Annotated in this window: 15 protein-coding genes; 6 read left to right on the forward strand and 9 right to left on the reverse strand. The window is 72.5% G+C overall.

All coding sequences use genetic code 11. The features are described from left to right. Positions 1 to 248: 248 nt before the first annotated feature. Complete coding sequence (locus JIW86_RS24855; RefSeq protein WP_257556109.1) at positions 249 to 5,216, forward strand: NAD-glutamate dehydrogenase; 4,968 nt, start codon at positions 249 to 251, stop codon at positions 5,214 to 5,216. A gap of 71 nt (positions 5,217 to 5,287) precedes the next feature. Here JIW86_RS24855 and JIW86_RS24860 read toward each other — a convergent pair whose 3' ends face one another. Together JIW86_RS24860 and JIW86_RS24865 are read right to left on the reverse strand one after the other, a co-directional pair. After that, entirely contained in the window at positions 5,288 to 6,070 is a 783-nt protein-coding gene (locus JIW86_RS24860) for an ABC transporter ATP-binding protein (RefSeq protein ID WP_257556110.1), read from the reverse strand. Then, on the reverse strand, positions 6,063 to 6,962 hold the full coding sequence (locus tag JIW86_RS24865) for an ABC transporter permease (protein ID WP_257556111.1): 900 nt from the start codon (positions 6,960 to 6,962) through the stop codon (positions 6,063 to 6,065). Before JIW86_RS24865 ends, JIW86_RS24860 begins: the two co-directional genes overlap by 8 nt. Before the next feature lie 147 nt (positions 6,963 to 7,109). On the opposite strand from JIW86_RS24865, the gene JIW86_RS24870 reads away from it, so the two are divergent. Further along, complete coding sequence (locus JIW86_RS24870; protein WP_257556112.1) at positions 7,110 to 7,736, forward strand: TetR/AcrR family transcriptional regulator; 627 nt, start codon at positions 7,110 to 7,112, stop codon at positions 7,734 to 7,736. Positions 7,737 to 7,752: 16 nt separating this feature from the next. On the opposite strand, the gene JIW86_RS24875 is transcribed toward JIW86_RS24870, so the two are convergent. The 5 genes from JIW86_RS24875 to JIW86_RS24895 form a co-directional block, all read right to left on the reverse strand. Then, positions 7,753 to 10,026, reverse strand: coding sequence for a bifunctional glycosyltransferase/CDP-glycerol:glycerophosphate glycerophosphotransferase (locus JIW86_RS24875; protein WP_257556113.1), 2,274 nt, complete (start codon positions 10,024 to 10,026; stop codon positions 7,753 to 7,755). Between the two features lie 116 nt (positions 10,027 to 10,142). Then, positions 10,143 to 11,060 (reverse strand): carbohydrate ABC transporter permease, encoded by a 918-nt coding sequence (locus JIW86_RS24880; protein WP_257556114.1) that lies wholly within the window; start codon positions 11,058 to 11,060, stop codon positions 10,143 to 10,145. Then, positions 11,057 to 12,415: a carbohydrate ABC transporter permease gene (locus tag JIW86_RS24885; protein WP_416237686.1), complete on the reverse strand. Its 1,359-nt coding sequence runs from the start codon at positions 12,413 to 12,415 to the stop codon at positions 11,057 to 11,059. The genes JIW86_RS24880 and JIW86_RS24885 overlap by 4 nt, the downstream gene beginning before the upstream one ends. Then, complete coding sequence (locus JIW86_RS24890) at positions 12,415 to 13,776, reverse strand: ABC transporter substrate-binding protein (RefSeq protein ID WP_257556115.1); 1,362 nt, start codon at positions 13,774 to 13,776, stop codon at positions 12,415 to 12,417. The genes JIW86_RS24885 and JIW86_RS24890 overlap by 1 nt, the downstream gene beginning before the upstream one ends. 128 nt (positions 13,777 to 13,904) lie before the next feature. Continuing rightward, complete coding sequence (locus JIW86_RS24895; RefSeq protein ID WP_257559429.1) at positions 13,905 to 16,862, reverse strand: FHA domain-containing protein; 2,958 nt, start codon at positions 16,860 to 16,862, stop codon at positions 13,905 to 13,907. Between the two features lie 414 nt (positions 16,863 to 17,276). Between JIW86_RS24895 and JIW86_RS24900 the strand changes: the two genes are divergently transcribed. Further along, a complete protein-coding gene (locus tag JIW86_RS24900; RefSeq protein ID WP_257556116.1) occupies positions 17,277 to 18,992 on the forward strand; it encodes a serine/threonine-protein kinase in 1,716 nt (571 codons plus the stop codon). Between the two features lie 160 nt (positions 18,993 to 19,152). After that, complete coding sequence (locus JIW86_RS24905) at positions 19,153 to 20,412, forward strand: serine/threonine-protein kinase (protein ID WP_257556117.1); 1,260 nt, start codon at positions 19,153 to 19,155, stop codon at positions 20,410 to 20,412. 59 nt (positions 20,413 to 20,471) lie between these two features. On the opposite strand, the gene JIW86_RS24910 is transcribed toward JIW86_RS24905, so the two are convergent. Continuing rightward, positions 20,472 to 21,473: an isopenicillin N synthase family dioxygenase gene (locus JIW86_RS24910; protein WP_257556118.1), complete on the reverse strand. Its 1,002-nt coding sequence runs from the start codon at positions 21,471 to 21,473 to the stop codon at positions 20,472 to 20,474. Positions 21,474 to 21,801: 328 nt separating this feature from the next. Here JIW86_RS24910 and prfB point away from each other — a divergent pair, with 328 nt between their 5' ends. Continuing rightward, the gene (gene prfB, locus JIW86_RS24915; protein ID WP_215147336.1) at positions 21,802 to 22,911 is read left to right on the forward strand and encodes a peptide chain release factor 2; all 1,110 of its coding nucleotides are present in this window, start codon (positions 21,802 to 21,804) and stop codon (positions 22,909 to 22,911) included. 66 nt (positions 22,912 to 22,977) lie between these two features. On the opposite strand, the gene JIW86_RS24920 is transcribed toward prfB, so the two are convergent. After that, positions 22,978 to 23,169: a hypothetical protein gene (locus JIW86_RS24920; RefSeq protein ID WP_215018373.1), complete on the reverse strand. Its 192-nt coding sequence runs from the start codon at positions 23,167 to 23,169 to the stop codon at positions 22,978 to 22,980. Between the two features lie 259 nt (positions 23,170 to 23,428). Between JIW86_RS24920 and ftsE the strand changes: the two genes are divergently transcribed. Next, positions 23,429 to 24,118, forward strand: a complete 690-nt coding sequence (gene ftsE / locus JIW86_RS24925; RefSeq protein WP_069923855.1) for a cell division ATP-binding protein FtsE — start codon at positions 23,429 to 23,431, stop codon at positions 24,116 to 24,118. Positions 24,119 to 24,122 lie beyond the last annotated feature (4 nt).

Below are 24,122 nucleotides of genomic sequence, written 5' to 3' on the forward strand. Positions count from 1 at the left end.
CCTGGTACCCGTGATCAGCGCGATAGTCATCGGGGGCACCGAAGCCTCCGGCCTGCGCCCGAGGCACCACCGTGCCCGGGCCCTCGCTGGTCCCCGCTGCCGGGACGTGGCGCCTATGGCTCATTCCCTCCCGGTCGGCTCTCTCGACGGCGTAGCGCCGATCCCGAACGGACATCCCGCCTCGCGGAGCTATGCCATTCCTTCCTTCACCTACGTCACGCAATGGCGCGCGACAGGAGCCAGAGGACATGCAGACCAAGCTGGACGAAGCAAAGGCCGAGCTGCTCGCGCGGGCGGCCCGGGTAGCTGAGAACAGCCCGGCCGGGGGGCTACTTCCGACTGGGTCCGAGCAGGGGGAGCGTCCAGATCAGGACACGGTGCTCGCCTACCTCCAGCGCTACTACCTGCACACCGCCCCCGAGGACCTGTTGGACCGGGACCCGGTCGACGTGTTCGGGGCAGCGCTCTCGCACTACCGGCTCGCGGAGAAGCGGCCGCAGGGCACCGCGAACGTGCGCGTGAACACGCCGACCGTCGAGGAGAACGGCTGGACCTCCAGCCACTCCGTCGTCGAGGTCGTCACCGACGACATGCCCTTCCTCGTGGACTCCGTCACCAACGAGCTGTCCCGCCAGGGCCGCGGCATCCACGTCGTGATCCACCCGCAGGTCGTCGTCCGCCGTGACGTCACCGGCAAGCTGATCGAGATCCTCGGCCCCGACTGCGACGCGCACGGCCCCAAGACCGCGCGCCCCCACGACTCCCTCGTCGAGTCCTGGATCCACGTCGAGATCGACCGCGAGACCGACCGGGCCGACCTCAAGCAGATCACCGGCGACCTGCTGCGCGTCCTGTCCGACGTACGCGAGTCCGTCGAGGACTGGGAGAAGATGCGCGACGCGGCGCTGCGCATCGCCGACGGCCTGCCCGACGAGCCCACCGCCCCGGACCTGCGCGAGTACGAGCTCGAAGAGGCCCGCGAGCTGCTGCGCTGGCTCGCCGACGACCACTTCACCTTCCTCGGCTACCGCGAGTACAACCTCGTCGACGGTGACGCCCTCTCGGCCATCCCCGGCACCGGCCTCGGCATCCTGCGCTCCGACCCGCACCACAGCGGCAAGGACGACGGCCACCCCGTCTCGCCGTCCTTCAACCGGCTGCCCGCCGACGCCCGCGCCAAGGCCCGCGAGCACCGTCTGCTGGTGCTGACCAAGGCCAACAGCCGCTCCACCGTGCACCGTCCCTCGTACCTCGACTACGTGGGCGTCAAGAAGTTCGACGCCGAGGGCAACGTCGTCGGCGAGCGCCGCTTCCTCGGCCTGTTCTCCTCCGCCGCGTACACCGAGTCCGTGCGCCGCGTCCCGGTGATCCGCCGCAAGGTCTCCGAGGTCCTCGAAGCCGCCGGCTTCGCGCCGTCCAGCCACGACGGCCGCGACCTGACGCAGATCCTCGAGACCTACCCGCGCGACGAGCTGTTCCAGACCCCGGTCGACAAGCTCCGCGAGATCGTCACCTCCGTCCTGTACCTCCAGGAGCGCCGCCGGCTGCGGCTGTACCTGCGCCAGGACGAGTACGGGCGCTACTACTCCGCGCTGGTCTACCTGCCGCGCGACCGCTTCACCACCGGCGTGCGGCTGCGCCTGATGGACATCCTCAAGGAGGAGCTCGACGGCATCAGCGTCGACTTCACCGCCTGGAACACCGAGTCGATCCTCTCCCGCATCCACTTCGTCGTCCGCGTCCCGCAGGGCAAGGACCTGCCGGTCCTCACCGACACCGACGTCGAGCGCATCGAGGGCCGCCTCGTCGAGGCCGCCCGCTCCTGGGCCGACGGCTTCTCCGAGGCCCTGGTCGCCGAACTCGGCGAGGAGCGCGCCGCCGAGCTGCTGCGCAAGTACGGCACGTCCTTCCCCGAGGGCTACAAGGCCGACCACTCGCCGCGCGCGGCCGTCGCCGACCTCTGCCACCTGGAGCGGCTCTCCGCCAGCGACCGCCCGTTCGCGCTCTCGCTGTACGAGCCCGTCGGCGCGGGCCCCGGCGAGCGCCGGTTCAAGATCTACCGCACCGGTGAGCAGGTCTCGCTCTCCGCGGTCCTGCCCGTGCTCCAGCGCCTGGGCGTCGAGGTCACCGACGAGCGCCCGTACGAACTGCGCCGCTCCGACCGGGTCAGCGCCTGGATCTACGACTTCGGCCTGCGGATGCCGGCCGTCGGCGCGAACGGCGACGCGTACCTCGGGGACGACGCCCGCGAGCGCTTCCAGGAGGCCTTCACGGCCGTCTGGACCGGCCAGGCGGAGAACGACAACTTCAACACCCTGGTGCTGAGCGCCGGGCTGGACTGGCGGCAGGCCGTCGTCCTGCGCGCGTACGCCAAGTACCTGCGCCAGGCGGGCTCCACCTTCAGCCAGGACTACATGGAGGACACCCTCCGCAACAACGTCCACACCACCCGGCTGCTGGTCTCCCTCTTCGAGGCGCGGCTGTCTCCCAGCCGCCAGGCCGCCGGCAGCGAGCTCGTGGACGCCATGCTGGAGGAGCTGGACGGGGCCCTGGACCAGGTCGCCTCGCTCGACGAGGACCGGATCCTGCGGGCCTTCCTCACCCTCATCAAGGCCACCCTTCGCACCAACTTCTTCCAGGAGGCGAAGGGCTTCGAGTGGCACGACTACGTGTCGATGAAGTTCGACCCGCAGGCCATCCCCGACCTGCCGGCGCCCCGCCCGGCGTACGAGATCTGGGTGTACTCGCCGCGGGTCGAGGGCGTGCACCTGCGCTTCGGCAAGGTCGCGCGCGGCGGCCTGCGCTGGTCCGACCGGCGTGAGGACTTCCGTACGGAGATCCTCGGCCTGGTCAAGGCGCAGATGGTCAAGAACACCGTGATCGTGCCGGTCGGCGCCAAGGGCGGCTTCGTCGCCAAGCAGCTCCCGGACCCCTCCGTGGACCGTGACGCCTGGCTCGCCGAGGGCATCGCCTGCTACCGCACCTTCATCTCGGCGCTGCTCGACATCACCGACAACCTGGTCGCGGGCGAGGTCGTGCCGCCGGAGGACGTGGTGCGCCACGACGAGGACGACGCGTACCTCGTCGTCGCCGCCGACAAGGGCACCGCGACGTTCTCCGACATCGCCAACGAGGTCGCCCTCAAGTACAACTTCTGGCTCGGTGACGCCTTCGCCTCGGGCGGCTCGGCCGGTTACGACCACAAGGGCATGGGCATCACCGCCCGCGGCGCGTGGGAGTCCGTCAAGCGGCACTTCCGCGAGCTCGGCCACGACAGCCAGACCGAGGACTTCACCGTCGTCGGCGTCGGCGACATGTCCGGCGACGTCTTCGGCAACGGCATGCTGCTCTCCGAGCACATCCGCCTGGTCGCGGCCTTCGACCACCGGCACATCTTCCTCGACCCGAACCCGGACGCGGCCACCTCGTACGCCGAGCGCCGGCGCCTGTTCGAGCTGCCGCGCTCCTCGTGGGCCGACTACGACACCTCGCTGATCTCGGCGGGCGGTGGCATCCACCCGCGTTCCGCGAAGGCCGTCCCGGTCACCGCGCAGGTCCGCGAGGCCCTGGGCATCGAGGCGGGCGTCACCAAGATGACCCCGGCCGAGCTGATGCAGGCGATCCTCAGGGCCCCCGTGGACCTGGTGTGGAACGGCGGCATCGGTACCTACGTCAAGGCCACGTCCGAGACGCACGCGGACGTCGGCGACAAGGCCAACGACGCCATCCGCGTCAACGGATCCGACGTACGGGCCAAGGTCATCGGCGAGGGCGGCAACCTGGGTCTGACCCAGCTCGGCCGCATCGAGTTCGCCCGGACCGGCGCGGACGGCCAGGGCGGCAAGATCAACACCGACGCCATCGACAACAGCGCCGGCGTGGACACCTCCGACCACGAGGTGAACATCAAGATCCTGCTCAACGCGGTCGTCGTGGACGGCGACATGACCGTCAAGCAGCGCAACAAGCTGCTCGCCGAGATGACCGACGAGGTCGGCTCGCTGGTGCTGCGCAACAACTACGCGCAGAACACCGCGCTCGCCAACGGCGCGGCGCAGGCCCCCAGCCTGCTCCACGCGCAGCAGCGCTTCATGCGCCGCCTGGAGCGCGAAGGGCTGCTCAACCGGGAGCTGGAGTTCCTGCCCACCGACCGGCAGATCCGTGAACTGCTGAGCAACGGCAGGGGCCTGACCCAGCCGGAGCTGGCCGTCCTGTTCGCCTACACCAAGATCACGGTGGCGGCCGAGCTCATCCACACCGAGCTGCCGGACGACCCGTACCTGCGCCGCCTGCTCTTCGCGTACTTCCCGGCCGCCCTGCGGGAGAAGTTCCCCGAGCAGGTCGACGGGCACGCGCTGCGCCGGGAGATCACCACCACGCTGCTGGTCAACGACACCGTCAACACGGGTGGTTCGACCTTCCTGCACCGCCTGCGCGAGGAGACCGGAGCCTCCACGGAGGAGATCGTCCGGGCGCAGCTCGCGGCCCGCGAGATCTTCGGCCTGGCCGAGGTGTGGGACGACGTCGAGGCCCTCGACAACAAGGTCGCGGCCAGTGTCCAGACCCGGATCCGGCTGCACTCGCGGCGCCTGGTCGAGCGCGGTACGCGCTGGCTGCTGAACAACCGGCCGCAGCCGCTCCAGATCACCGAGACCATCGACTTCTTCGCGGAGCGGGTCGCGCACGTCTGGGCGGAGCTGCCGAAGCTGGTGCGCGGCGCCGACCTCGAGTGGTACCAGTCGATCATGGACGAGCTGATCGGCGAGGGCGTGCCGGAGGAACTGGCGGCCAAGGTGGCCGGCTTCTCCTCCGCCTTCCCGACGCTCGACGTCGTCGCGATCGCGGACCGCACCGGGGTGGCCCCGCTGGACGTCGCCGAGGTCTACTACGACCTCGCCGACCGCCTGGACATCACCCAGCTGATGGACCGGATCATCGAGCTGCCGCGGTCCGACCGCTGGCAGTCGATGGCCCGCGCCTCCATCCGCGAGGACCTGTTCGCGGCGCACGGGGCCCTGACCGCCGACGTGCTGTCGGTGGGCAACGGCAGCTCGACTCCCGAGGAGCGCTTCAAGGCCTGGGAGGAGAAGAACGCGGCGATCATCGGCCGGGCCCGGACGACCCTGGACGAGATCCGCGGCTCGGACGACTTCGACCTGGCGAACCTGTCGGTGGCGATGCGGACGATGCGTTCGCTGCTGCGCGCGCACACCTGATCGGGCCGGGGAATTCCGGAACGGGCCGGGCCCGGGACCTTGTGGTCCCGGGCCCGGCCCGTTTCCGTTCCTCAGCGGCCCGAGGAGAAGGCCTCGTACGCGTCGCAGACCTCCGACGCGGGGCCGTCCATGCGCAGGACGCCCGCTTCCAGCCAGATCGCGCGGTCGCAGGTCTCGCGGACCGTGTTGATGCCGTGGCTGACGAGGAACACGGTGCCGGCGCGTTCGCGGAGTTCCTCGATGCGGTCCTGGCTGCGCCGCTGGAAGGCGGCGTCGCCGGTGGCCAGGGCCTCGTCGATCATCAGGACGTCGTGGTCCTTGGCGGCGGCGATGGAGAACCGGAGCCGGGCGCCCATGCCGGAGGAGTACGTGCGCATGGGCAGGGAGATGAAGTCGCCCTTCTCGTTGATGCCGGAGAAGTCGACGATGTCCTGGTAGCGCTCCTTGATCTGCTCGCGGCTCATGCCCATGGCGAGGCCGCCGAGTACGACGTTGCGCTCGCCGGTCAGGTCGTTCATCAGCGCGGCGTTCACGCCGAGCAGGGACGGCTGGCCGTGCGAGTAGACCGCGCCCCGGGCCACCGGCTGGAGGCCGGCGATGGCTTTGAGCAGCGTGGACTTGCCCGAGCCGTTGGAGCCGATGAGGCCGATGGCCTCGCCCTTGTACGCGGTGAAGCTGACGCCCCTGACGGCGTGGACCTCACGGATGCCGGGGGCGGGCTTGCGGGAGAAGATCCGGCTGAGGGCGGCGGTGGCGCCGCCCTTGCGGCCGCCTCCGTGGACCTTGTAGACGACGTGGACCTCGTCGGCGATCACGGTGGGGGTCTTCGTCGAAGTGGTCGAAGTGTCAGCCACGGCCGTACTCCTCCTCGGCCTTCCAGAAGTAGACGAATCCGCCGGCCCCGGCGAGCAGGGCCCAGCCGATGGCGATCGGCCACACGTGCTGCGGGAGCGAGTGCGCCGTGAAGCTGTCGATCAGGGAGAAGCGCATCAGGTCGATGTAGACGGCCGCCGGGTTGAGCTTGAGCAGCATCGACACCCAGTGCGGCAGTTGGTCGGTCTTGAGCATCTGGTCGATGGACCACATGACGCCCGAGGAGTACATCCAGGTGCGCAGGACGAACGGCATCAGCTGGCTGACGTCGGGGCTCTTGCTGCCGATGCGGGCCATGACCATGGCGCAGCCGGCCGCGAAGACGGCTGTCAGCAGCAGCGTCGGGAGGGCCAGGAACCAGGAGAGGCTCGGCGTCTGGCCGAAGGCGAGCAGCAGGATGACCAGGGCGCCCATGGTGACGAGCAGCTGCTGGAAGAGCTGGATGACGGTGGAGAGCGGCAGGCTCGCGCGGGGGAAGTGCAGGGCGCGGACCAGGCCGAGGTTGCTGTGGACGGCACGGGTGCCGGCGTTGATGGAGCTGCCGATGAAGTCCCAGACGAAGACGCCGGTGATCAGGAACGGCACGTAGTCGGGCACGTCGTGGCTGGCCCGCATGACGAGGCCGAAGATGAAGTAGTAGACCGCCGCGTTGAGCAACGGGGTCACCAGGTGCCAGACCTGGCCGAGCTTCGCCGTGCTGTACGTGGCCTGCATGCGGGCGGTGGCGTACGCCGTCACGAAGTGGCGCCGGTCCCAGAGCTCCGCGATGTAGCGGGGGAGGGAGGGGCGGGCGCCGCTGAGGGTCAGGCCGTGGGCGGCCGCCAGTTCCGCCGGGGTCGGCGGGGCGGTCGGGGGTGCGGTCGCGGTGGTCACAGAGGTCGCTTTCGACGGGGGTCAGGGCGTCGTAGCCGATGGGACGGGTCCGTATCGTCGCTACGGCGAGGTTAGGACCTCACGCGTCGGAACGCAACCGTATCGTCGTGACGGCTGGGTGCTGGCGTGCGCCGCTATGCTCTGTGCATGACCACCGACCCTGCCGCCACCCCAGCCCGCCGTGCCCCCGCCGGGGCCGCCGTCCTGCGTGAGGACGTGACCGAGGCGATCAGGGAGGCGGTGGTGGAGGAGCTGGCCGCGGTCGGCTTCTCCCGGATGTCCATCGAGGGCATCGCGCGCCGGGCGGGCGTCGGGAAGACCGCGGTCTACCGGCGGTGGAAGTCGAAGCTGCACCTGGTGCTGGACCTGGTCGGCGCCTTCGCGGTGGACGGGCTGCCGGTGCCGGCGACGGGCTCGCTGTACGGAGACGTACGGGCCCTGCTGGAGGTCATGTCACACGTACTGCGGCACCCGGTGGCCTCGGCGGTGATCCCCGACCTGTTGGTCGAGGCGGCCCGCAACCCGGAGATCGCGGACGCGGTGCGCGGCGCGCTGCTGGACGGGCAGCGGCGGATGGCCGAGGGGATCGTCTCGGACGCGGTCGCCCGCGGTGAACTCCCTGCGGACATCAGCCCGGACCACGCCCTGGACCTGCTGATCGGCCCGCTCTACTGGCGCCAGGTGGTCGTCCGGGATGCGGTGACGTCCGCCCACCTGAACACCCTGGCGCACCAGGTGGTGGCGGGCCTGAAGGCGGGCTCGGGCCCTGCCTGAGGGCCCGCCCAGGCGGCTACGGCCAGGCGGGGGTCAGGGTCGGTTCCGGGGTCGGAGCGGGGGCCGCGGGCGTGGGGCGGCGGTCTTGCAGGGGGGTGATCGCCGGGATCGGGGTGGACTGGCCCAGGAAGATCCGGCGCACCACGCGCTCCGCCGCGTGGCCGTCGTCGTACGAGCAGAAGCGCGCGCGGAACGAGGCCCGGAGCTGGGCCGAGCGCGAGCCCTGCCAGTGGCCCGTGGCGAAGATGTCCACCAGTTCGTCCTCGGTCCGGGCGATCGCGCCCGGCGGGCACGAGCGCAGGTCGAAGTAGGTGCCCCGGGCCGCCTCGTACGCCTCCCAGTCGTCCGCGTGGATCACGATCGGCCGGTCCAGCGCCGCGTAGTCGAACATCAGGGACGAGTAGTCCGTCACCAACGCGTCCGAGGCCAGGCAGAGTTCCTCCACCGAGGGGTGGGAGGAGACGTCCAGGAGGCGGGAGTGGGCCTCCACGGGTGACGGCGCGTCCGCGTACGTGAGGTGGGTGCGGGTGAGGATCGTGAAGCGCGGGCCCAGGTCGCGCAGGACCCGCTCGAAGTCCAGGTGGTCCGGCCGGCTGCGCCGGTAGTCGCGGTGCGTCGGCGCGTACAGGATCGCCGTCGAGCCCGCCGGGATGCCCAGGCGTTCGCGGAGTTCGAGGACGTCCGCCTGGGTGGCCCGGTGGAAGACGTCGTTGCGCGGGTAGCCGTACTCCAGCGTCGTGTACGAGGACGGGATCGCCTTCTCCCAGACCAGGGTGGAGTGCCGGTTCGCGGAGAGCAGGTAGTCCCACTGGTCGGCGCCGCGCAGCAGGCCCGCGAAATCCGTGGTCGGTGTGGCCGCCGGGCGGTCCTGGAGGTCGAGCCCGACCCGCTTGAGCGGGGTCCCGTGCTGGGTCTGGACCACGATCTGGCCCGGGCGCTTGACCAGGGTGCGCTCGAAGTTGACGTTCGTGACCAGGTACGAGGCCCTGGCCAGGGCCGTCCAGTACGCCGCCGAGCCCGGGCGCAGCGCCTTCGTCTCCCTGGGGAGGGTCGCCGCGTGCGCGGGGTCGCAGATCCAGGCCGTGCGCATCCGGGGCGCCAGCTCCCGCAGCTTCGCCTCGATCGCCGCCGGGTTGCAGGCGTAACCGCCGTGCCAGTACGCGGAGAAGACCGCGAGCTCCGGGCGCAGCGGCAGCAGGCGCTGGACGCGGTAGTGGAGGCGGAGGGCCGTTTCGCGCAGCCCCCGGCCCAGGGCGGAGGCGCCGCGGCCCGTCGACAGCCCGCACGAACGCAGCGCCGACAGCAGCCGGTACGTGCGCCGGACCCCCAGCCGCATCAGGAGGTGGCGGATCCGGTCGGTCCGGGAGAGGGACAACGGCCGTGCCCCCGGGGCCCGGTAGCGGCGCAGCAGGGCGGAGGCCCGGCTGAAGAACTCGGCCCGGCTCCCGCGCGGGAGGCGGCGCGGGTCGGCGTACAGGGCGCAGAAGTGCTCGGCCATCCGCCGGTGCACGGCGGGGCGCCAGCGCTCCAGCTCGGGGCGGCCTGCGAGATAGCCGAAGACCCGGTCGTACTGCTCGAAGATGTCGAGGTGGCGGCGGCTGGAGGTGGTCAGGATCGAGCCGGTGCGGCGCTGGCGGTAGTGGACGCAGACCCGGTCCAGGACGGCGACGGACTCCGCGGCCAGCAGCGCCGGGTAGGTCCAGGGGGTGTCCTCGTAGAAGCCGGGCGGGAACTCGAAGCCCTCGCGCTCCACGTACTCGCGGCGGTACGCCTTGTTCCACACCACCATCAGCATGCCGAGCAGGGCCGGCCGGTCGGCGAGGCGGAAGCTGGCAGGGCCCTCCTCGGAGAGCCGGTGCGAGAGGCGGTTGCGCACGAGCTCGCCGGTCCAGAAGGTGCGCGCGTAGTCGTAGACCAGGACGTCGGGTGAGCCGGTGGCCTTCAGCCGGTCGGTGATGGCCTGGAGGGCGCCGGGGGCCAGGGTGTCGTCACCGTCGAGGAAGACCAGGTAGTCGCCGGTGGCCCGGGCCAGGCCCGCGTTGCGGGCCGGGCCCAGCCCCAGGTTGTGCGCCAGGTGCACGGCGGTCACGCGAGGGTCCCGGGCCGCGTACTCGTCGATGATCGAGCCGCAGGCGTCCGGGGAGGCGTCGTCGACCGCGATCAGTTCCAGATCCGGGTACGACTGCGTCAGGACCGAGTCCAGACTCTCCTGGAGGTACGCCTGGACCTTGTACGCGGGCACGATGACGCTGAACCGGGGCACGGCACATCCAGGGGTCGGCGCGGGCATATTGCCCAGGAACCCCCGGCGCGGCGATCGGGTTACGCAGCGTGCGGCAATCGGGTTACGCAGCGTCAACGCCGCACGTCAACCGACCCCTCCTGCCTGATCGCCTGCTTGACCGCCTACTTGATCGCCCCCGCCATCACCCCCGAGACGAACTGCCGCTGGAAGGCGAAGAAGACGACGAGCGGAACCACCATCGACAGGAACGCGCCGGGCGCCAGCACGTCGATGTTGTTCCCGAACTGCCGCACCTGCTGCTGGAGCGCCACCGTCACCGGCGGGTTGGCGGAGTCCGCGAAGACCAGCGCCACCAGCATGTCGTTCCACACCCACAGGAACTGGAAGATGCCGAGCGAGGCGATCGCCGGGCCGCCCAGCGGCAGCACCACCCGGGTGAACAGCCGCAGCTCGCCCGCCCCGTCCAGACGGGCCGCCTCCAGCAGCTCGCGCGGGATCTCCGCGAAGAAGTTCCGCAGCAGGAACACGGCGAACGGCAGCCCGAAGGCGGTGTGGAAGAGCACCACGCCCGCAGTGGTCTCGAACAGCCCGATGGCACCGAAGAGTTCGGAGACCGGGATCAGCGCCACCTGGACCGGGACCACCAGCAGCCCGACGACGACCAGGAAGAGCCAGTCCCGCCCGGGGAACTCCAGCCAGGCGAAGGCGTAACCGGCCAAGGAGCCCAGCACGAGGACGAGCAGGGTCGTGGGGACCGCGATCGCGACGGTGTTCAGCAGCGAGCCGGTGATCGTGTCGTTCGCCAGCAGCCGCTCGTAGTTGCCGGAGGTCAGCCGCGAGGGCGCGGTCAGGATCTGCCACCAGCCGCCCTTGTTGAGGTCGGTGGGGGAGAGGAAGGAGGAGATCAGCAGACCGAGGGTGGGCAGCAGCCAGAAGAGCGCGGCCGCGACCAGGAACACGCGCACCGCTCCGCCCGCCACGCGGGCCGCCAGCCGGCCGCCGCGCGCACCGGGAGCCGCCGGGGTGCTCTTCGGGGCCTTCGCCGGGGCGCTCACCCGGGCGTTCACCGGAGCGCTCATCGGGACCCCTCCTTCCGCAGCCGACGGATGTTCACCAGCATCACCGGGACCACCAGCACCAGCAGCAGCACGGCGATGGCGCTGCCCAGGCCCGGATGGGCGTCCGTGCCGAAGGAGGTCCGGTACAGCTGGAGCGCGAGCACGTTCGCGTCGTCCTGCACCGCCCCCGGCGCGATCACGAAGACCAGGTCGAAGATCTTCATCACGTTGATGACGAGGGTGACGAGCACGACCGCCAGGACGGGAGCGAGCAGCGGGACGGTGATCCGGCGGAACACCTGCCACTCGTTCGCCCCGTCCACCCGCGCCGCCTCCAGCAGCTCCCGCGGTACGGCGGCCAGCCCGGCCCCGATCAGCACCATCGCGAAACCGGCCCACATCCATACGTACGCCCCGATGACCGCCGGGGTGACGAGGGTCGGGCCCAGCCACTGGACCCCCGAGTACGCCTCGCGGAAGTTCGCCGCCGGCAGCCGCAGCCGGGCCCCGTCGGCCTTCGCGGACAGCGTGAAGGTGCCGTCGGCGCGGGCCGTCGCCGTATCGACCACCCGGCCGTCCTTGACCGCCTCGATCCGCATCCCGGCGAAGGCCTGCTCGGCCGGGTCGACCGCGTTCGTACGGCCGCCCCCGCCACGGGTGAAGTCCTGCCAGGCCGTCCCGGTGATCTTCCCGGGCTCGGCGGCCGCCGCCCTGGCCGTACGAGTGCCCTCCGGCAGGGCCTCCGGGGCCACGCCGACCAGCGGCAGCAGCACCGGGGTGCCCGCCCGGACGGGATCACGGGTCACGAAAGCGCCGCCGCCGGCGTCCGTCAGCGGGGAGTCCCGGCCCGGGCGGGCCTTGGGGAAGGCCGAGGACTCCGCGAAGGTGTCGTGGACCCCGACCCAGACCGCGTTGGCGACGCCCCGGTCGGGGTCGTGGTCGTAGACGAGGCGGAAGATGATGCCCGCCGCCAGCATCGAGATCGCCATCGGCATGAACACCAGCAGCTTGAACGCCGTTCCCCAGCGCACCCGTTCGGTGAGCACCGCGAAGATCAGGCCGAGGGCGGTGGCCGTGGTCGGGGCGAGCACCACCCACAGCGCCGTGTTCGTCAGGGCGGTGCGGATGGTCTTGTCGCTCAGGATCTCCCGGTAGTTGTCCCCGCCGACGAAGCCGGTCCCGGGGCGGTCGAAGAAGCTGCGGTAGACGGAGTAGCCGATCGGGTGCACGACGAGCGCGCCGAGCAGCACGAGGGCCGGCAGGAGGAACGCCGCCGCGATCAGGCGGCGGCGCCTGGCCTCGGCCGAGCGGGCGGTCCTGCCTGCGGCGGCGGCCGGGCCGGCGGCCGGGGTGGTGGCCTTGGCCGTCACCGGGATCAGTTCCCGTAGGCCTTGGCCGCGTCCGCCTCCAGTTTCGCCTGGGTGCCCGCCACGTCCGACGGGTTCGCCAGGAAGTCCTGGAGCGCCTTCCACTCGCCCGCGCCCGGGGTCCCGCCGAAGGCCGCCGGAGCCTGGTCGGACATGTCGAAGCGGAAGTCGTCGCCCGCTGCGATCAGCGCCTTGGCGATGTTGCGCTGGATGTCATTGGGGTACGCGGCCAGGTCGACCGCCTTGTTCGGGGAGATGAAACCGCCCTCGCGGGCCTGGATGGCGGCTGCGTCCGCCGAGGCCAGGAAGGTCAGCAGAGCCTGCGCGCCCTTCGAGGGCTTCAGCGCCACCGCCACGTCACCGCCCGAGACCACCGGTGCCTTGGCGCCGACGGCCGGGAACGGGAAGACCAGCGCGTCCTCGCCCACCTTCGCCTCGGTCTGCGCGATGTTCACCGCCACGAAGTCCCCCTCGTAGACCATCGCGGCCGCCGGACGGTCGCCGCCGGTGAAGGTCTGGGTCACCGACTTCGGGAACTCGGTGGACAGGGCTCCGCTCGGCCCGCCCGCCAGGAAGTCCTTGCGGCCGAACAGCTCGCCCAGCGTGGTCAGGGCCTGCTTGACGCTGTCGTCCGTCCACTTGATCTGGTGCTTGGCCAGCTGGTCGTACTTCACCGGACCGGCCTGGGAGAGGTAGACGTTCTCGAACCAGTCGGTGAGGGTCCAGCCGTCCGCACCGGCCACGGACACCGCCGGGGTGCCGGAGGCGGACAGGGTGTCGGCCGCGGTCAGCAGCTCCTTCCAGGTCGCCGGGGGTTTGACGCCCGCCGCCTCGAAGGCCTTCGCGTTGTACCAGATCAGCGACTTGTTGGCGGCCTTGTAGTAGACGCCGTACTGGGTGCCGTCGACGGCACCGAGCGTCTTCCAGCCCGCCGAGTAGTTCTTGTCGAGCTGCGCCTGGGCCTCCGGGCCCACCGGCTGCGCCCACTTGTTCTGCACCGCCGAGACCAGCGCGCCGACCTGCGGGAGCAGCGCCACGTCCGGCGGCGCCCCGCCCGCGATCTTCGAACCGAGGAAGGTGACGATCGGGTCCTGGGCCGGTACGAAGGTGACGGAAGCCCCGGTCCGCTTCTCGAACTCCTTCAGGACCTTGGTGAAGTTCTCCTGCTCCGGTCCCGTCCAGACCGCGGCGACCTCCAGCTTCTCGCCGTTCAGCTGGGGTAACGCCACCCCCGGGGTCTGGACCGCACCGCCCGGGGCCGGCTTCTCCTTCTCGCCTTCGCCCCCGCCGCACGCGCCGAGCGTGAGCGCGCCCGCCGCGGCCAGTGCCGCCCAGCTGAGTGTCGTACGGCTCGATCCGTGCCTGCGCATGGCTGTGCCCCCGATGCCCGTGGTGTGTCCCGGACCACAAGGTCTACGCCGACCCGCGCGCCCCCGCAATACCGCGTCGGGGTGGCAGGGGTGGCGCCGGGGTGGGGCGCGCGCGGGCCGGAGCGGCCCTACGGCGCGGGCGGGAAGAGCACGGGTATCGCCGAGACCAGGTGCGAGGCCCGGTCCAGGGCGCTGGCCAGCAGCGCGAGGTCGGTCGGCCCGTTGCCCAGCTCGCGCACCGGGCGGCGGGCCGGCGGGTCGCCCATCCGCTCCCACTCCACCGGCACCACGGTCGGCCGCTGGGTCGCCGTCCTGGGGATCCGGCCGGTGACCCGGCCCGCCTGGAAGGGGACCGTCCGGCCGTCCGGGTAACGGAGCCGGCCGCGGCCGGGGCCCGGCTGGTCGGGGGCGTCGAGCTCCACGCGCAGGGTCGACAGCCGGGCCAGGACGGTGTCGGCCGTACGGTCCGGGCGGGCGCTCGTGGCCACCAGGTGCACCCCGAGCCGGGCGCCCTCGCGGGCCACCGCCTCCAGCGCCCGGACCACCGAACCGGCGGCGGGGCGGCCCGTGCTGCCGAGCCCCGGCGCGACCAGCGCGTCGAAGTCGTCCACCAGCACCACCAGGCGGGGCAGCGGACTGGGCCCGCCCGGGTCGGTACGGGCCGACAGCGAGGCGCGCAGCCGCAGCGTGCCCGAACGCTGGGGTTCGAGGTCGCCGCTCAGCTCGCCCTCCGTGGGCTGGCGGGGCGAGACCATCCGGTCGGAGAGCTCGCGCCGTCCGTGCCACTCGGCGAACGGCGTCCCGTCCAGCAGCTCGGCACGGCGCTTGAGCTCCGCGCCCAGCGCCTGGGCGAACTCCCGCATCCGCAGCGGATCCGAGGCGACCAGATGGGCCGAGACGTGCGGGAGCTCGGTGCAGGGCAGCAGCCCGTCGCCGCGCTCGCCGCCCGCCCCGTCGAGCAGGACCAGCCCGAGCCGGTCGGGCCGGGCGCCCGCCGACAGCGAGGCGGCCACCGACCGCAGCAGCTCGGTCCGCCCGCTGCCGGCCGGTCCCTCGATGAGCAGGTGCGGGCCGTCGTGGACCAGCTCGGTGCCGACGGGGCCGCGCCGCCCGCTGCCCAGCACCAGCTCGGCCAGGCCGCCGACCCCCTGCCCCTGCTCGGTGGCGGCGGCCCAACGGGCCATCAGGGAGGCCGGGGTGGCCCGCGCCAGCCCCAGCTCGTCCAGCAGCCGGGCGGTGGCGGGCAGGGTGGCGGCGGCCGGCCGGTACGGCTCGGCGGTGCCCGCGCCGTCGGCGCGCAGCGGTGCCAGCGCCCGGGCGAACCGCTCGGCCCAGGCCGCGGACACGGCGTCGGCGGTGGCCGTCTCGCCGCTCGGGGCCGGACTGCCGCCGCTGACCGCGAAGGTCCGTACGGTCGTGGCCACGTCCCCGCTGAGCAGGGAGACCGCGCCGCAGTCCCGGAAGGCCGGGTTGCTCGCGCAGGCGGCCTCGTACGTCTCGGCGACCGGGGAGGCGGGCGTGGCGGGCGGTGCCTCGGCCAGCGCCAGCACGTGGATCCCGGCGGCCGGGCCGTGGGAGGCGAGCCGCCCGGTGATGTCGCGCAGCGCACCGGCGCCGGGATCGCCGTCCAGCACGAGGAGGGTGTACGGGCCTTCGTAGGCGTCGGCGGCCTGCCGCACCCGCTCGGGATCGGCGGCGGCCCAGTGCGTACCGAGCGGACTGTCGTCCAGGCGCCGGGTCAGCTCACCGGTACGGGCGGCCGCCTGGTCGCGGTCGTACGCGAGGAGCAGCCGGCAGTCCTGGCCGTGCGCGGGCCGTACGTGGGGCAGCCAGCCGAGCCAGCCCCAGTCGCGGCGCCGCTCGGCGAGGGCGCGCGCCCGGTCGGTGGAGACGAGCACGATCTCCAGCTGCGCCGGCGCGTGCAGCGCCGCCAGCTGCGCGACCACACAGCGGGCCACCCCCGCCAGCCGGGGGCGCGGGCCGGCGATGCCGAGGGCTCCGACGGTGCGCAGCGGCACCCGGCTGCCGGCTCCGAGCCCCACGTCCAGTACCCCGTGGTGTCCGGGCGTACGGGACCACAGCCGCTCGGTGGGTCCCAGCGCGGCCAGCAGCAGCGCGGCCGGGTCGTCGGGGTCGGGTACCGCGGCGGTGGCCACGGCCGCCGGCCCGGCCGGGGCCTCGGCGGCCTCCTCGCCCCGCACCCACTTGCGGGCCCAGGCGCCGAGCCCCTTGCGGCGGCCGGCGGCCGGTTCGCCGGGTGCGCTCGCGGCGGCGGGCTGCGGTGCGGCGGGCTCCGGTGCGGCCGCGGGTTCTCCGCCGGAGGAGTCGTCGGCATAGGGGTCCGGCGCCGAGCCGGGGGTGCCGGTCCAGCCCGCGCCGGGCAGGGCGGGGCGGGGCCCCGGGGGCGGGGCCGGTGTGGCGGCGGAAGCGGCGGAGCCGCGGCCCCCGAGGGCGAGGTGGCCCTCCAGGTCCGGGGTCACCGGCAGGGGAGGGGCGGCCGCGGGGGCCAGCCGCAGGGTGGACTCGCCCACCCGCAGCAGCGCGCCCGGCGGCAGGGCCACCGGCTGCGGTCCCACCGGGGAGCCGTCCAGCGTGGTGCCGTTCGTCGAGTCCAGGTCGGCCACCGCCGCCCGCCCGTCCCGCATCACGGTCACCGAGCAGTGCAGCCGGGACACGTCGGGGTCGTCCAGCGGGACGTCGGCGTCGGCGGAGCGGCCCACCTTGATCTGCCCGCTGTGCAGCAGGTGCACCCCGCCCGCGTCGGGCCCGGCCACCACGTGCAACTGGGGCGCGCCCAGGCTCTCCTCGGGCAGGACGTCCGGGACCGGGCCGTGCAGGGCCACCACCGCCCCGTCCACCAGCGGCGGTTCGCCGAGCACCCGCCGCTGGAGGTCGAGCCGCTCGGCTCCGGCGTATAGGATCACGGCGCCCCCGGTGTCGGGTCCGCCGACGGTCGCCGCGAGCCCGGAGGCGACCGCGGCCAGCGCGGTACCGGCGGGCGCGGTGACGAGCACGTCACAGCTCACGGGGGCGGTCGAGGGCTGGTGGCCGCTGCGCGACCCAAGGACGGTCAGCCGGATCTGCATCGCCGTCAGCGGTCCCTTCTGCGCGGTGCGCGGTGCGTGCGCCCGGCAGGGGAACGTCGGCACACGGCTGCCCGACCGCCCCCCGCCCGGCACGGACGCGTCGTCCGGTCAGGTCTGCCGGAAGGCGCGGCTCCCGCCCGTGCCGTTCCGTATGGGTGCATCCTCGCACCTGTCGCCGACAACACGCCCGGCACCCGGCGACAATTGATCTTGATCGGTCGCGGCATGGCGCGGACCTCACTCGGATCGGACAGCAAGCAGGGGAAAATCGCCTCCGGCATACCCCGCAAACATCATCCTTCGTACATATGTGCGGCAACCAACCTCCGGCGCCCGACGTCCTTCATGGGGACACCCCCTAGAGTGGGTCGGAAAATCCGGACGACAGAAGACGACAGCAGGGGAGCGCGAGACGTGCGGCCAGTCGGCAGCAAGTACCTGCTCGAGGAGCCGCTCGGGCGCGGCGCCACGGGCACCGTCTGGCGTGCCCGCCAGCGTGAGACCGCGGGGGCCGAGGCGGCCGTCGCCGGGCAGCCCGGCGAGACCGTGGCCATCAAGGTCCTCAAGGAGGAGCTGGCCCAGGACGCGGACATCGTCATGCGCTTCCTGCGGGAGCGCTCCGTCCTGCTGCGCCTGACGCACCCCAACATCGTGCGCACCCGCGACCTCGTCGTCGAGGGCGATCTGCTGGCGCTGGTCATGGACCTGATCGACGGCCCGGACCTGCACAAGTACCTCCGCCTGAACGGCCCCTTCACGCCCGTCGCCGCGAGCCTGCTGACCGCGCAGATCGCGGACGCGCTCGCCGCCAGCCACGCCGACGGCGTCGTCCACCGCGACCTGAAGCCCGCCAACGTGCTGCTCGACGAGCGCGACGGACAGATGAAGCCGATGCTCACCGACTTCGGCATCGCCCGTCTCGCGGACTCCCCGGGCCTGACCCGCACCCACGAGTTCGTCGGCACCCCGGCCTACGTGGCCCCCGAGTCCGCCGAGGGCCGCCCGCAGACCTCCGCCGTCGACATCTACGGCGCCGGCATCCTGCTCTACGAGCTGCTCACCGGCCGGCCGCCGTTCGCGGGCGGCACCGCGCTCGAAGTGCTCCACCGCCACCTCAGCGAGGACCCGCAGCGCCCCGCGAGCGTGCCCGAGCCGCTGTGGACCGTCATCGAGCGCTGCCTGCGCAAGGAGCCGAACGAGCGGCCCAGCGCCGAGAACCTGGCCCGCGGACTGCGCGTGGTCGCCGCCGGCATCGGCGTGCACTCCACGGCCGCCGAGGTGGAGGCCGCGCTCGGCGTCGGCGCGCTGCTCGCGCCCGACCCCTCGCCGGCTCCGGTCCCGGAGACACCGGGGATCGTGGGGGCCGCGGACGCCACCCAGGTGCTGCCCGGGGGCGCCGGTTCGCCCATGGGCGCCTACGACCCGAACGCCATGACCAGCGTCATGCCGCCGGTCGGCGCGGCCGGAGCGGCCGGCGGGGCCGACCCGACCTCGGTGATGCCGCCCGTACAGCAGCCGGACCAGCCGCACCCGTGGCAGACGCAGATGCGGGCCGCCCGCGACCGCAACGAGCAGACGCAGGTCCAGTACCTCGACCCGAACGACGACCCCCTGCGCCGCCGCCCGCAGCGGCAGGCACCCCCGCCGCCGCAGCACCGGCCCCAGCAGCCTCCGCCGCAGCAGTACCAGCAGCAGCCGCAGTACCGGCAGCCGCCGCCGCAGCAGTACGCGCCTCCGCCGCCTCCGCAGCACTACCAGCCGCAGCAGCACCAGCCTCAGCCGTACCAGCAGCCGCAGCCCCCGCAGCAGCCCCAGTACCGGCAGCCGCAGCCGCCGCAGCAGCAGCCTCCGCAGGGTCCGCCGCCCCGGCAGCAGGCCCCGCGCGAGCCGCGCGAGCCGCGCCGCCGCAGCGCCAACCCGGTACACATCCCCGGCCTCGGCTGCCTCAAGGGCTGCCTGGTCATGATCGTGCTGCTCTTCGTGGGCGGATGGCTGATCTGGGAGCTGACCCCGCTCCAGGAGTGGGTCGGCACCGGCAAGGGATGGTGGGACCAGGTGTGGAGCTGGGGCACCGGCATCGCCGACTGGATCGGCGCCATCGGGGACGCCACGGGCTCCACCCAGCCCTGAATCGGACCCCCGTAGCGCCGAGGTCGTGGATTTGTCGACTTCTGGGACGTGATTTCGCCCGCAGAAGTGAAGGTCGCCGCGAATCCGGGCCCCTGCTGGCCTCCAACGCCCACCCGGCCGCGTAGCTTTGGCACGTACGCCAGCCGCTGAGGGAGCAGTCGTGGCACGGAAGATCGGCAGCCGGTACACCGCGCACCAGATCCTGGGGCGCGGCAGCGCGGGCACGGTGTGGCTGGGCGAGGGGCCTGACGGCCCCGTCGCCGTCAAACTGCTGCGCGAGGACCTCGCGTCCGACCAGGAGCTGGTCGGACGGTTCGTCCAGGAGCGCAGCGCGCTGCTCGGCCTGGAGCATCCCCACGTCGTCTCCGTCCGCGACCTCGTCGTCGACGGCAACGACCTCGCCCTCGTCATGGACCTCGTTCGCGGTACGGACCTGCGCACGCGCCTCGACCGCGAGCGCAGGCTCGCCCCCGAGGCGGCCGTGGCCATCGTCGCGGACGTCGCGGACGCGCTGGCGGCCGCGCACGCGGCCGGGGTCGTCCACCGCGACGTCAAGCCCGAGAACGTCCTGCTGGACATGCAGGGCCCGCTCGGCCCGGGCGGTTCGCACCCGGCGCTGCTGACCGACTTCGGCGTGGCCAAGCTGATCGATACCCCGCGGCGGGCCTCCGCGAGCCGGGCCTCGGCCCCGACCACGCGGATCATCGGCACCCCGGACTACCTGGCTCCGGAGATCGTCGAGGGGCTGCCCCCGCGGGCGGCGGTGGACATATACGCCCTGGCGACCGTCCTCTACGAGCTGCTGGCCGGATTCACCCCCTTCGGCGGGGGGCATCCGGGCGCGGTGCTGCGCCGACACGTGACCGAGACGGTCGTCCCGCTCCCGGGGATCCCCGACGAGCTGTGGCAGCTGATCGTGCAGTGCCTGGCCAAGGCGCCGGCGTCGCGGCTGCGCGCCTCGGAGCTGTCCGTCCGGCTGCGGGACCTGCTGCCGCTGCTGGCCGGGATGCCGCCGCTGGACGTGGACGAGCCGGACGACGCGGATCCGGATCCGGAGCCCTCGGAGGAACCGGCCTCAGCCGCCGCCGATCCGGTGCGCCGCCGGGGCGTGGTCCCCCTCGTCCCGGGGTCCTCGACGGACTCCAACCGCGACACCCACACCTCGATGCGGGTGCCGGGGCCGGACGAGCTGGCGGGCGGGGCGCTGGGCACGGCCCGGGTCCCGCGGCCGGCCGGCGGGCACCGGCCGGGCGCTGCGCGTCACCGGGCGGAGGCCGCCCGCAAGCGGCGCCTCGCCCTGTCGGCCGCGGCCGTCGCGCTGGCCGCGGCGGCCGGCCTGGGCGCGTGGCTCGCCGCCTCGGGCGAAGACCCCGCGCCGCAGCAGCAGGACAGCAAACAGTCGGGCCCCCGCACCCCGTAGCAGCGACGCCGCTGCCGGGGGCTCCGCCAGGCGGGTCCGGGCGGAGTCCGGGGACGGGGCTACGCCACCAGTTCGGGGTGCCAGCGCCGCGCGACGGCGGGGTGGGCGCGGACCCAGCCCTTCAGCTCGTTGCGGCCGTACTCGGCGTGCAGCGGGTTCGACGCGTCGTGGGCGACCCCCGGCGCCGACCGGAGGTAGTCGCCCGGGACCGTCTCCACCACCGCGTCCAGCCGCGGGTTGTAGAAGAACGGCACCGAGTACCGCTCCACCGCCCCCGGCGGGCTCACCACCCGGTGGTCCGTCGCCGTCAGGTAGCCCTCCGTCGCGATCTCCAGCAGCTCGCCCAGGTTGACGACGAAGGCTCCCGGGAGCGGCGGGATGTCGACGTAGCCCCCGTCCCGTACGACCTGGAGGCCGCCCACCGAGTCCTGCAGCAGCAGCGTGAGGAAGCCGTAGTCCTTGTGCGCCCCCACGCCCTGGTCCGTGCCCGTCGGGGCGGACCCCGGGTAGCGGATCAGCTTCGTGTGCAGGTGGGGGCGGTCCGCGAAGGCCGAGTCGAAGAAGTCCGCCGGGGCGCCGATCGAGGTCAGGATCTCCCGGAGCAGGCGGTGGGCCACCGCGGCCAGCCGGGACTGCCAGTCCAGGACCACGTCGCGCAGCTGCGGCAGCGCCGCCGGCCACTGGTTCGGGCCCTCCAGCCAGAGGTACGCCGGGTCGTCCGGCCCCACCGCCGGCGCCGGACGCTCCGCGCCGACGTCCAGCTGGTCCCGCCAGTCGGAGGCCCCGCCGGTCAGCTCGTGGCCTATCCGGGTGTAGCCGCGGAAGTGCGGGGAGTTCAGATTGCTCACGGCCAGCCGGTCGGCTTCCGGAAGGGCGAAGAAGGCCCTGGTCAGCTCCAGCATGCGGGCGCTCTCGGCATCGGTGATGCCATGCCCGGTGAGGTGCAGGAACCCGGTGTCCCTGGCTGCGGCGTGCAGCTTCTTCAGGAAGTCGGCCCGCTGGGCCGGGTCGTCCGCCTGGGAGAGGTCCAGGACGGGGAGGGAGGAGTGCGCGGACGGCATGACGGCTCCGTTTCGGATGTCACGGGGTCCTGTTCCCCAGAGGTGGCGGGGGCCGCGGGTGGGGAGGATCGCCGGCAGGGATGGCGCCGGGACCGCTTTGGGCCGCGTTACAGGACCAAGTCGGATCGGGGTGGATCAGGCTTGGGGATGGTCCGGCGGCAGACAGCTCGACGTCGTGACGCGCATGTGGTCGACATGCCGGCGCTTGACGAGGCGCGTGACGAAGAGAACGGTCATACCGTGAGCGTACGCCCGTACGACAAGTCATCAGTACGGGTGATCCGGCCTGCCCGGACGGCCTCGTCCGCGGACCGGCTACGCTGGACCCGTGGCAGTCGTCGATGTTTCCGAAGAGCTGAAGTCCCTCTCCTCGACCATGGGGTCGATCGAGGCCGTCCTGGACCTCGACAAGCTGAGGGCAGATATCGCCGTGCTCGAGGAGCAGGCCGCCGCGCCGTCCCTGTGGGACGACCCGGACGCCGCTCAGAAGATCACGAGCAAGCTTTCGCACCTCCAGGCCGAGGTCCGCAAGACCGAGAGCCTGCGCGGCCGCATCGACGACCTCGCGGTCCTCTTCGAGCTCGCCCAGGAGATGGAGGACGCGGACACCCTGGCCGAGGCGGAGACCGAGCTGGTCGCCGTCCGCAAGGCGCTGGACGAGATGGAGGTCCGGACCCTGCTCTCCGGCGAGTACGCCGAGCGCGAGGCCCTGGTCAACATCCGCGCCGAGGCCGGAGGCGTCGACGCCTCCGACTTCGCCGAGCGCCTCCAGCGCATGTACCTGCGCTGGGCGGAGCGCCACGGCTACTCGACGGAGATCTACGAGACCTCGTACGCGGAAGAGGCCGGCATCAAGTCGACCACCTTCGTCGTCAAGGCCCCGTACGCCTACGGCACCCTCTCCGTCGAGCAGGGCACCCACCGCCTCGTGCGGATCTCGCCCTTCGACAACCAGGGCCGCCGCCAGACCTCCTTCGCGGGTGTCGAGGTGCTCCCGGTCGTCGAGACCAGCGACCACGTCGAGATCGACGAGGCCGAGCTGCGCGTCGACGTGTACCGCGCCTCCGGCCCCGGCGGCCAGGGCGTCAACACCACCGACTCCGCGGTGCGCATCACGCACCTGCCGACCGGCATCGTGGTCTCCTGCCAGAACGAGCGCTCGCAGATCCAGAACAAGGCCAGCGCCATGAACGTCCTCCAGGCCAAGCTGCTCGAGCGGCGTCGCCAGGAGGAGAAGGACAAGATGGACGCCCTCAAGGACGGCGGCAGCTCCTGGGGCAACCAGATGCGCTCCTACGTCCTGCACCCGTACCAGATGGTCAAGGACCTGCGGACGGAGTTCGAGGTCGGCAACCCGCAGGCGGTGCTCGACGGCGAGATCGACGGCTTCCTCGAGGCCGGCATCCGCTGGCGCAAGCAGCAGGAGCAGACCGCGTAACCCCCCAGCACGTGTGAAGGGCCCGGACACCTCGTGTCCGGGCCCTTCTCGCCATGATCGGTGCGTCTACGCGGTCTGCTGGGCCACCAGTACCAGCGCCGCCACCAGGATCACCATGAGGGCGATGAGTGCCACGGGATTCAGGCCGGAGAAGGGGCCCTCCTGCTGGAGGCGCTCCCGGTTCGCCCGGCACACAGGGCAGCGGCCCTGGCTGACGGGTGCCGCGCAGTTCGCGCACACGAGCCGGTCATATGTCATGCGCTCCTCCTCTCGTCCCCTCGGCCGTACTTCATTAGACACAACGCGTCGGGGAACGAGACCGTTCCCCCTACCACTGTGCCAGCTTCGCCGACATTCGGCGCGGCCCGTCCGGGCAATCGCGGTCCCGACCCGCCCCGGACCCCCCGGATCCCCCCGGACCAGGGGATAAAAGGGGCAACTCCGGATGCCGGGTCCACACCCCGCGCCCGTTCGCGTATGGTCACGCACACCTACTCCCGGCGACCGTGGTGCACCCGTGATCCGATTCGACAGCGTCTCCAAGTCCTACCCGAAGCAGAACCGTCCCGCACTCAGAGATGTCTCCCTGGACATCGCGAAGGGCGAGTTCGTCTTCCTCGTCGGCTCCTCCGGCTCCGGCAAGTCCACCTTCCTGCGGCTCATCCTGCGCGAGGAGCGGGCGAGCCACGGCCAGGTCCACGTCCTGGGCAAGGACCTCGCCAAGCTCTCCAACTGGAAGGTCCCGCAGATGCGGCGCCAGCTGGGGACCGTCTTCCAGGACTTCCGCCTGCTGCCCAACAAGACCGTGGCCGAGAACGTCGCCTTCGCACAGGAGGTCATCGGCAAGCCGCGCGGCGAGATCCGCAAGGCCGTCCCGCAGGTCCTGGAACTCGTCGGCCTCGGCGGCAAGGAGGACCGGATGCCCGGCGAGCTCTCCGGCGGTGAACAGCAGCGCGTGGCCATCGCCCGCGCCTTCGTCAACCGCCCCGCCCTGCTCATCGCGGACGAGCCCACCGGCAACCTCGACCCGCAGACCTCCGTCGGGATCATGAAGCTGCTGGACCGGATCAACCGGACCGGCACCACCGTGATCATGGCGACCCACGACCAGCAGATCGTCGACCAGATGCGCAAGCGCGTCATCGAACTCGAACAGGGCCGACTCGTGCGCGACCAGTCGCGCGGCGTCTACGGCTACCAGCACTGAAAGG

Origin of the sequence: Streptomyces sp. NBC_00162 (assembly GCF_024611995.1) — a bacterium.
Lineage (GTDB): Bacteria > Actinomycetota > Actinomycetes > Streptomycetales > Streptomycetaceae > Streptomyces.